This is a genomic window from Vibrio sp. Vb2960, from assembly GCF_033337665.1.
Classification (GTDB): Bacteria; Pseudomonadota; Gammaproteobacteria; order Enterobacterales; family Vibrionaceae; genus Vibrio; species Vibrio alginolyticus.
In genome coordinates this window covers 122,020-128,894 of record NZ_JAWORD010000016.1, presented here as the reverse complement: position 1 = coordinate 128,894, position 6,875 = coordinate 122,020, and the positions used below count along the sequence as shown (strand labels likewise).

11 protein-coding genes are annotated in these 6,875 nt (G+C 44.5%); 6 read left to right on the top strand and 5 right to left on the bottom strand.

The features are described 5' to 3' along the window. The 4 genes from R7O03_RS15365 to R7O03_RS15350 all read right to left on the bottom strand — a co-directional run. Window positions 1-272: hypothetical protein (locus R7O03_RS15365; protein WP_318131821.1), on the bottom strand; the 272-nt coding region annotated here is incomplete at its 3' end. After that, entirely contained in the window at window positions 265-1,404 is a 1,140-nt protein-coding gene (locus tag R7O03_RS15360) for a flagellin (protein ID WP_042521439.1), read from the bottom strand. The genes R7O03_RS15365 and R7O03_RS15360, both read right to left, overlap by 8 nt. Before the next feature lie 143 nt (window positions 1,405-1,547). Then, entirely contained in the window at window positions 1,548-2,450 is a 903-nt protein-coding gene (locus R7O03_RS15355; protein ID WP_213964451.1) for a Dyp-type peroxidase, read from the bottom strand. A gap of 46 nt (window positions 2,451-2,496) precedes the next feature. Further along, a complete protein-coding gene (locus tag R7O03_RS15350) occupies window positions 2,497-2,982 on the bottom strand; it encodes a DUF2919 domain-containing protein (RefSeq protein WP_025768263.1) in 486 nt (161 codons plus the stop codon). Between the two features lie 144 nt (window positions 2,983-3,126). On the opposite strand from R7O03_RS15350, the gene R7O03_RS15345 reads away from it, so the two are divergent. Both R7O03_RS15345 and R7O03_RS15340 read left to right on the top strand, forming a co-directional pair. After that, window positions 3,127-3,480: a DUF2956 domain-containing protein gene (locus R7O03_RS15345; RefSeq protein ID WP_005380437.1), complete on the top strand. Its 354-nt coding sequence runs from the start codon at window positions 3,127-3,129 to the stop codon at window positions 3,478-3,480. A gap of 3 nt (window positions 3,481-3,483) precedes the next feature. Further along, window positions 3,484-3,816: a DUF4156 domain-containing protein gene (locus tag R7O03_RS15340; RefSeq protein WP_005380435.1), complete on the top strand. Its 333-nt coding sequence runs from the start codon at window positions 3,484-3,486 to the stop codon at window positions 3,814-3,816. Window positions 3,817-3,850: 34 nt separating this feature from the next. Here the strand turns inward: R7O03_RS15340 and R7O03_RS15335 are convergent, their stop codons facing one another. After that, window positions 3,851-4,138: a winged helix-turn-helix domain-containing protein gene (locus tag R7O03_RS15335; RefSeq protein ID WP_005380433.1), complete on the bottom strand. Its 288-nt coding sequence runs from the start codon at window positions 4,136-4,138 to the stop codon at window positions 3,851-3,853. Window positions 4,139-4,429: 291 nt separating this feature from the next. On the opposite strand from R7O03_RS15335, the gene R7O03_RS15330 reads away from it, so the two are divergent. Genes R7O03_RS15330 through R7O03_RS15315 form a run of 4 tightly spaced genes read left to right on the top strand, consistent with a single transcriptional unit; the run spans window position 4,430 to window position 6,848 of the window. Then, the gene (locus R7O03_RS15330) at window positions 4,430-4,780 is read left to right on the top strand and encodes an ArsC family reductase (protein WP_005380431.1); all 351 of its coding nucleotides are present in this window, start codon (window positions 4,430-4,432) and stop codon (window positions 4,778-4,780) included. Window positions 4,781-4,798: 18 nt separating this feature from the next. Further along, window positions 4,799-5,935, top strand: coding sequence for a succinyl-diaminopimelate desuccinylase (dapE, locus tag R7O03_RS15325; RefSeq protein WP_154205106.1), 1,137 nt, complete (start codon window positions 4,799-4,801; stop codon window positions 5,933-5,935). 14 nt (window positions 5,936-5,949) lie between these two features. Next, entirely contained in the window at window positions 5,950-6,648 is a 699-nt protein-coding gene (locus tag R7O03_RS15320) for a M15 family metallopeptidase (RefSeq protein WP_154205105.1), read from the top strand. Then, window positions 6,645-6,848 carry a DUF2897 family protein gene (locus tag R7O03_RS15315; protein ID WP_005380425.1) on the top strand — a complete coding sequence of 68 codons (204 nt, stop codon included), beginning with the start codon at window positions 6,645-6,647 and terminating at the stop codon, window positions 6,846-6,848. Before R7O03_RS15320 ends, R7O03_RS15315 begins: the two co-directional genes overlap by 4 nt. The last annotated feature ends 27 nt before the right edge of the window (window positions 6,849-6,875 follow it).

Here is a 6,875-nt window from a genome sequence, read left to right as displayed (position 1 = left end):
TGGTGATTTCTCCAATTGATTTTCCGGTGTAGCGGTTTCCGACGTCTCGGAAAACCAAGTAGTTCTCTCAAAGTTACTTTTATTAACGGCGCATGCCCTGTTTTCTTTAGAGAAAATTTTGGATTTTTTTGAAAATAATTCGTTTGGAGGGGTAATCGTGACAAAGCGGATAAAAAAGCAAAAAAACTTTCATTTTTCGCTAAAGCTTCTTTTCGAATTGTCGATACAGGCAGGTTTTGCGTTAAATTCGAGCAAGGCCGTTCATCAGCCAAGCAAGGTCAATGCTAGGTTTGGCGCTTGTTTTGCTTGCGCCAGAATAGAAGTACTGACCTGTTGTAAAATCTGTTGCTTCACCATTTGCGTAGTTTCTTTGGCATAGTCAGTGTCTTGGATACGACTGTTGGAAGCGGCTAAGTTTTCGTGGATATTATCTAGATTATTGATCGCGTGATTAAAGCGGTTTTGATACGCGCCTAACTCCGCACGACTGCCATCTACCGTTTTCAAAGCATCATCTAAAATACCGACCGCCATCTGAGCGCCACCGACCGTGCTAATATCAATACTATCTACCGTTCTATTTACGGTGACATACTTGCCAAGTTCTAACTCATCAGCCAGGCCACCACTGAAGGTTGGTCCAGGGTATTTTATGGCGTCCTTGTGGGACATGAGTAACTGCAGTTGCCCCTCTTCATTAACAGACGCTTTCACTTTATCGGTTTGCCCATTAATGTAAGTCGCGAGTTCTTCTATATCATCGCCAGCTTTAGCTTCAATACGGATCTCCTGCTCTTCAAAATTGTTATCACGGTAGCTGATAACAATTTCATTATTTCCGTTTTGAACCGTCCAATCTGAACTGACTCTTTGATATGAGCTCATTGAAAAGCTACCTAAAGATTCCGGCTGCATGGTCCGCAGGCCAATTTGTACCGCTTCACCAGCCGTTGCACCGATTTGAAAAGACGATGTACCGAATGTGCCATTCAGCAATTTACGTCCGCCAAAGGAGGTCGTTTCTGCAATACGACTTAACTCATCATTTAAAGCAGAGACTTCTTCTTGCAGTGCATTGCGCTCCGCTTTGCTGTTTGAACCATTGGCTGACTGTAGCGACAAATCACGCATACGTTGCATGATATTGGTCACCTCATTCATCGCGCCTTCCGCAGTTTGCATGATGGAAATGCCGTCATTCGCGTTACGTACCGCGACATCCAAACCACGCATTTGTGATTGCAAGCGGTTGGAGATTTGCAGACCCGCAGCGTCATCCTTTGCGCTATTAATACGCTTCCCTGAAGACAAACGCTCCATGGATTGGTTCAGCATATCCGTTGCACTGGTCAAATGACGCTGTGCGACAAGTGCTGCTACATTGGTATTAACGGTGATCGCCACGAATAAAGAGTCCTAAAATTAAGGCTTTGAGTACTTATCGACCAAGTAACAGAAAAGTTTAGTGTTTTTTGAAAAGAGATTGGAATAGAAATAGAAAACAAAAGCCCTCCAATTGGAGGGCTTAAGAAATAAAGTCTGAGAACTTACTTGATGGCTAGCTCTGCGAGCATTTCTTGTGAAGGAGCGAAGAAGTACGCACCAGTTACCGCTTTTGTGAAACGAAGCATTTGGTCTGCTTTACCATCGGTCACGCCGTACATACTTTCTAGCATCACTTTAATGTTATGAAGTGTATTGCAGTAAGAAATAAACAGCAGGCCATGAGGCCCTGTTACCGTCCCGTATGGCAAGCTATGACGGACAATCTTGAGACCTTTTCCTTCTTCTTTAATATCAACGCGACCAACGTGTGATGCAGCAGGAACGTCTTCTAGCTCTATAGAGTCTGGTTTGGTACGACCAATCACTTTTTCTTGCGCTTTGACATTCAAGCGATTCCAAGCGGCAAGGTTATGTTCGAAGCGTTGAGCCATGACATAACTGCCTCCAGCAAATGGGCCCTCTTTTACTAGAGCCACATCAGCGCGAGCCTCCCCTTTCGGGTTTTCTGTCCCATCAATAAAGTCTGTCATATCACGAGCATCAAGGTAACGGTACCCATATGTTTCGTCCACAATGGTGACATCTTGTGCCGTCTCTTCTAGGAACTTACGCAACACGTAAAAATGCAAGTCGTGACGAGTCGAGTGACAGTGAATCAGTACATCTACGTCTGTTGCTGGAGCAACGATGTCACCTTCGCCAAGTTGAGTAAAATCAATAAGCTCTTCTGGCGCGTCTACATTAAGGTGTTCCCAAAACGATTTTGTGAATGCGATAGAAAGCGTCAGCGCTGCACCCGGCTGGGTAATGTTTAACTCTTCCACCAACTTTGGCAGTGCTTTCAGTTTTTCTAATACGTTTTCACGGTTTTGGTTCACTTTGAGTTGAGTGTACAGTGCAAATGGCCCGGCTTCTGGCACGATCGCCGTTTGAGCTTGTGACATTGAGGTTTCCTCTATTACTTTGCCCCAGAGTGGGAAGTTATTGTTTTTAATTCTTTGAATGCTGCTGTTCATCGTGCGCCAATTGTGGCACATGAAAACAGTCTTTTACCCATCTTCCATTTAGAAGATAGATCATAAACCAAGCTAATAAGGTAATGGTAAGGGCGTTTGCCCAATTAAACACTCCATGTTCTAGGTACACATGATACATGGTCTGAGCAAGTTGAATACCGCACAAGATCAAAGTGATCTCGCGACCATAGCGAGTAATTCTGTTTACCCATCCTCTGTCGGGATGACGAAGCCCCATTAACCACATAAGAAGCAAACTTGGAATGCCCATCGCCAAACCTAAATACAACGTACTTGAATCTGGGTAAACAATAGCGAGTAGCTTACTGCCACTATCACGACTTACACCAGCCATGGCAAACACCACCCATGAACGCACAAGAAACATCCATCCCACCCATAAAATGATCGGCGCCTTTAAAAATCCATGGGCGTCATATTGGTCAAACGAATAGCGCACAACATCTTCTTCTTTATGTGATAAAAACGTCACTTTAACCTATCGTTTCAGAGTTGCAAGCCAACAAAGATGAGAACTGAAGTTCATTTCAGCACCTTACACAGGTAAACTAAACAAAGATTTACAGCGACGTTGATGAGAAACATGAAAAAAAGAACTCCTGCCACCCCTGTGCCTTCTCAAGAAACACAAGCCGAAGCGATGAGAATTGCTAAATCCACGCAAAAGCCCGGCCAAACCAAAGAGCAAACCAAGCTCATCGCTCAAGGTATCGAAAAAGGCATCGCGCAATATAAGAAACAACAAAAAGAGCGCAACCGCCAAGCCGATAAAGCGAAGAAAAAACAGCAACGTGAAAAACAACGTCAGCATGAAGAGATTATCGAACAAGACAATATCACCGACGATGCACCAAACCATTCATCAAGCAAACTGCCTTGGACACTACTTGTTCTGAGCTGGATTGGCTTTGCTGCTTACATAGTATTGGGGAAATAGCTAATGAAACGCCTGTTACTTGGACTTTTTGTCGTGCTTCTAACGGGTTGCACGATGCCTTCTCATCTTACTCATGCTCAAAGTCAAGATGTTCATATTCGCATTGACGCGCAATTCGACCCTGAGCGATGCGAATACAAAGGCGAAGTCACCGGAAGTGAAGGCCATTGGTATAACTACATTTTCATGACTAATGACGCGATGATGCAAGGCGCGATGAATGATTTAAAAAACAATGCAGCGGCTATCGATGCGGACACCGTTTTTATGGTTTCCCCACAAGATTTTATCACTTCATTTAGCGTGCTGGGTTCCGCCTACCGCTGCAATGGATGAGGCCTGAATATGAAAAAAGCCAGCAATTGCTGGCTTATGCACGAAATCCAAGACTGCTAGCGATATCTCTCTCCCGCTCTAGAACCCATTGGCTATCAAAAGGCCCCCAATCTGAAAGTTGATAATAGCCGTCATTATGACGTCGGCCATCTTGAACGAATATGAGTTCAATGCCGATCCCAGGTAACGCCTTGAGTACATCTTGAATAGTACGACGAGGCCACCCCGTTTTTTCGATCAACTTTGGCACATTCGGCCTTTCTAGGTTTTCCACCAACAAGGCCAAATATAGCCGCCTTGCAAAAACAGGACTCAATTCCATTGACACCTCCTAAAATTGTGCTGATTCATTATTTCGTTTTTGCTCAGCGAGGTGTTGCGTTTGATCAATAACTCGACTTTTCCATTTGATTTAGACGAATTTTTATTCGATTTATAGCGCATTCATCGTAAATAAGTTATGTGACATTAGTTATCTCAATCTATCTGAAAATATTTTCCACCGCATTTTGTCAGTTTGATTGCTTCTTGATAGGATGCTTTAACAGCCCAAATCACTTAAGTGCGTCTTAACCGCGCCAGTGAAAAATAGAACAAAGAAAAAGGAAAGACTATGTCGATTACCATGTTTGGTATTCCCAACTGCGATACGATCAAAAAAGCCAAGAAATGGTTAGAAGCCGAGGATATTGCTTACGACTTCCATGACTACCGTAAGCAAGGCATTGATGCAGAAATGGTAAGTGAATTTTGTCGCGCTTTAGGTTGGGAACAGGTGCTCAATAAACGTGGCACAACCTACCGCCAATTAGCGCAAGAGCAGAAAGACACACTTAACGAGGAAAACGCCATCGCTCTTTTGGTAGAAAACCCTGCGATGATTAAACGCCCAATTTTAAAAGTGAATGATCAACTTCATATCGGTTTTAAAGCTGATCAATACGCTAGCATTTTCAACTCTTAAATAAAGGAATACTCAAGGATGACAGACAGTCCAGTATTGGCACTTGCTAAAGATCTGATCAGTAGACAGTCCGTAACGCCGGAAGACGCAGGTTGTCAGGATTTGATGATCGAGCGCTTAAAAGCACTCGGGTTTGAAATTGAAGTGATGGTATTTGAAGACACCACGAACTTCTGGGCTCGACGTGGTTCAGAAGCGCCGCTATTTGCGTTTGCTGGCCACACCGATGTGGTACCAGCTGGCAAATTGGAACACTGGAATACACATCCGTTTGAACCGACCATTATTGATGGTTACTTGCATGGCCGCGGCGCAGCTGACATGAAAGGGTCGCTAGCTGCTATGGTCGTTGCTGTCGAACGCTTCATTGAAGAAAACCCAGACCACAAAGGCTCAATTGGCTTTTTGATTACGTCAGATGAAGAAGGGCCATTTATCAATGGTACCGTCCGTGTTGTAGAAACGTTGATGGAACGTGGTGAGAACATCGACATGTGTATTGTTGGTGAACCATCCAGCACCGACGTGGTTGGCGATGTAGTGAAAAATGGACGTCGTGGATCCATCACTGGTGATTTAACGGTAAAAGGAACACAAGGCCACGTGGCCTACCCTCACCTAGCCAGCAACCCAGTGCACGAGTCTCTACTCGCGATTCATGAACTCGCGACGACAGAATGGGACAAAGGGAATGATTACTTCCCACCGACCAGTTTCCAGATCCCGAATGTATCGGCTGGCACTGGTGCGTCTAATGTTATTCCTGGCGAGTTCCATGTTCAGTTCAACCTACGTTTTAGTACTGAGCTTAACAATGACGCAATTGTTCAGCGTGTTACCGAAACATTGGACAAGCATGAGCTGGACTACGACCTAAAATGGACATTCAACGGTGACCCATTCCTGACCGATACGGGCGCACTGCTAGACGCAGTTGTAGCTGCTGTGACCGAAGTCAATGATACGAAGCCAGCGCTACTTACAACTGGCGGTACTTCTGATGGTCGTTTTATTGCTCGAATGGGAGGTCAAGTCGTAGAGTTAGGCCCTGTTAACGCTACGATTCATAAAGTGAACGAGTGTGTGAAAGTCGACGATCTTGAAAAGTTGACGGACATGTACGAAAACACGTTGAAACACCTATTGGCGAAGTAATCAGCGAGAACACAATGACACCAGAGCAACTCACCGGAATCACTGATTCCCATCTTCAATCCACACTAGTGGGGCAAAAGGCATTTATGCTTCACCCAAAAGTAGTCAATGACTTATTGAAGATGATTAATGCCGCAACCGAAGCAGGTTTCAAAATGGAAATCGCCAGTGGTTTTCGTGACTTTAATCGCCAAAAAGCCATCTGGAACGGGAAGTTTTCTGGTGAGTTGCCAATTCTCGACGTCAACTCCCGCCCTTTAAACAAAGCAGAGTTAAATGACGAAGAGAAATTGATGGCCATTTTGCGCTGGTCGGCATTGCCCGGAGGAAGTCGTCATCATTGGGGTTGTGATTTTGATGTCTATGCGCGCAATTTATTGCCTGCTGACACAAAACTCAAGTTGGAACCTTGGGAGTATCTTGAAGGCCACCAGCAGGCGTTCTACCAATGGTTAAAAGCCAACCTTGGTCGGTTCGGTTTCTTCTTTCCTTATCAGCATGATTTAGGTGGCGTTTCGATTGAGCCTTGGCACATTAGTCACCGCGCTGTCGGGCAGCAATGCCTCGAGCAGTTGACGCTTGATGTACTCAGAAGCCAGTTGATTAAACAAAGTCAGACCGACAACATTGCAGGGATTGACGTCATACTGAATAATTTGGATAACGTCGTTGCCAAATTTATTCACAATATCACGCCGCCGGAGGCTCTATGATAGAAATACTAACCAATCCTTGGGTCATAATTATTGTAGTGTTGAGCGTGGTCATTGGTAATATTGCCGCACTCAAATACACCGCAAAAATGAAGTTTGGTCAGATGGATAAAAGCCGTAAGAACGATTTAGATAAGCTGAACACATTGGATAAACAGCGCTACGCTGAAGAAGATAAAAACAAAAACGAGCCTCGTTAGTTACTCACCAGCTTCATCTCGACACAT

Bases quoted from the DNA above. Each gene is read 5' to 3' on its own strand.
- R7O03_RS15355 (WP_213964451.1), bottom strand. From the start codon at position 2,450: ATGTCACAAGCTCAAACGGCGATCGTGCCAGAAGCCGGGCCATTTGCA.
- R7O03_RS15345 (WP_005380437.1), top strand. From the start codon at position 3,127: ATGAAAAAAAGAACTCCTGCCACCCCTGTGCCTTCTCAAGAAACACAA.
- R7O03_RS15340 (WP_005380435.1), top strand. From the start codon at position 3,484: ATGAAACGCCTGTTACTTGGACTTTTTGTCGTGCTTCTAACGGGTTGC.
- R7O03_RS15335 (WP_005380433.1), bottom strand. From the start codon at position 4,138: ATGGAATTGAGTCCTGTTTTTGCAAGGCGGCTATATTTGGCCTTGTTG.
- R7O03_RS15330 (WP_005380431.1), top strand. From the start codon at position 4,430: ATGTCGATTACCATGTTTGGTATTCCCAACTGCGATACGATCAAAAAA.
- dapE (WP_154205106.1), top strand. From the start codon at position 4,799: ATGACAGACAGTCCAGTATTGGCACTTGCTAAAGATCTGATCAGTAGA.
- R7O03_RS15320 (WP_154205105.1), top strand. From the start codon at position 5,950: ATGACACCAGAGCAACTCACCGGAATCACTGATTCCCATCTTCAATCC.
- R7O03_RS15315 (WP_005380425.1), top strand. From the start codon at position 6,645: ATGATAGAAATACTAACCAATCCTTGGGTCATAATTATTGTAGTGTTG.